The sequence below is a fragment of the Bradyrhizobium sp. ORS 375 genome (assembly GCF_000239775.1).
Lineage (GTDB): Bacteria > Pseudomonadota > Alphaproteobacteria > Rhizobiales > Xanthobacteraceae > Bradyrhizobium.
Genome location: NZ_CAFI01000392.1, coordinates 1 through 1,352, shown reverse-complemented (window position 1 = coordinate 1,352; position 1,352 = coordinate 1). Strand labels below are relative to the sequence as shown.

Genomic DNA, 1,352 nt, shown 5'->3' with positions numbered 1-1,352 from the left:
GCGCTGACCGCTGCCACGCGGGTGGACGGCGCCGCCATCACAGGCGCTTCCGCTGCGCTCGCCGGCATCGCGGCGACCTCGTCGGCGCCAGGCGCACGCGGCGGGTTGACGTGACCCGGGATCGTGCCCGGCGCGGCCTGGAAATTGGCGAGCGACAGGCCCGGCGCGTCGCCGGCATCGGACAGGCCGGTCGATGCGCCCGGCACGCGCGAGGCGAAGATCGGGTTCATGCCGCCGTCGATGCCGGTGTTGAGCTTGGCGACCGGCGTGCCCTTGGCGACCAGCTTGGCGTATTCGGCCTCATCCGCCTGCTGCTTCTCGCGCACCGCCGTCGTGATCTCGTCCGGCACGACATAGGCCGGGCACTTCGCCGCGGCGTCGAACACCAGGTCACGGGTCGCGCCCGGCGGCTTCTGGGCGTTGAAGACGTACTTCTTCTCGCAGAAGTCGACCTTCGGCTCCTGCCGCGTCACCTCGAAGGCATCATAACCTTCCTTGATCATGCGCCAGAACGGCATGTTCGGATTGTTGCGATGCTTCGCCATGTTCACCGGCGTCATCCGGAACGGAAAGGCCTGGAACTGGAAGGCGCGCTGGCCGCCGAAGAACGACTCCCGGCCCAGCGCATAGATCTCGGCGATCTGCTCGTCGGTCATCGCGAAGCAGCCGCGCGAGGAGCAGTCACCGTGCACCATGAGCTGCGAGCCGGTGCGGCCCAGCGCCTTGTCGAACGCGTTCGGATAGCCGGTGTTGAACGACAGATAATACGCCGATTGCGGGTTCATCTGGCTCGGATTGATCGAGTAAAAGCCCTCCGGCGCCTGACGGTCGCCTTCGCGCACCTTCGGGCCGAGATCGCCCGACCAGCGGCAGATCGGATAGGACTTGAGCAGTCCGAACTTGCCGGAGCGGTCCTGCTTCCAGACCTCGAGCTCGGCCTCCTGCTTGAACACGCGCACCAGGATCGGCGACTGCGGGTCCATGTCCTTCTCGGTCATGGCCGCGACGAGCTTCGGCGGCACCGGCTGATTGGCCTTGGCGTTGGTGGCGAGCGCGACCTGATCGCTGTTGCAACCGGTCAGCAGCGCGCCGGCGGCCAACGCCGCAGAGGTCATCAGGACCCGGACGAAAGCGCGGTTGATCAAGGCAAAGCTCCCCGCAAACCCAGCATGTCGCGACACCCCACTCTTGTCTCGATCCGCCGGCCGGGAAGCTGGAGTGATCCCCGGTCGACCGCGCGTCATGCCATCGTCAAACCAATGATTAAAATTGTACCCTTTGCCCCCAAACGCCGCAACCCGCGGTGCAGCGGTGCTGCAACGCCGTGGCCCTTGTGGTCAACAACTCCTAAA

At 66.1% G+C, this 1,352-nt stretch carries 1 protein-coding gene; it reads right to left on the bottom strand.

The window, feature by feature from the left end:
- A partial coding sequence (locus BRAO375_RS26500) for a L,D-transpeptidase family protein (RefSeq protein WP_035642360.1) occupies nucleotides 1-1,145 on the bottom strand: 1,145 nt, incomplete at its 3' end.
- Nucleotides 1,146-1,352 lie beyond the last annotated feature (207 nt).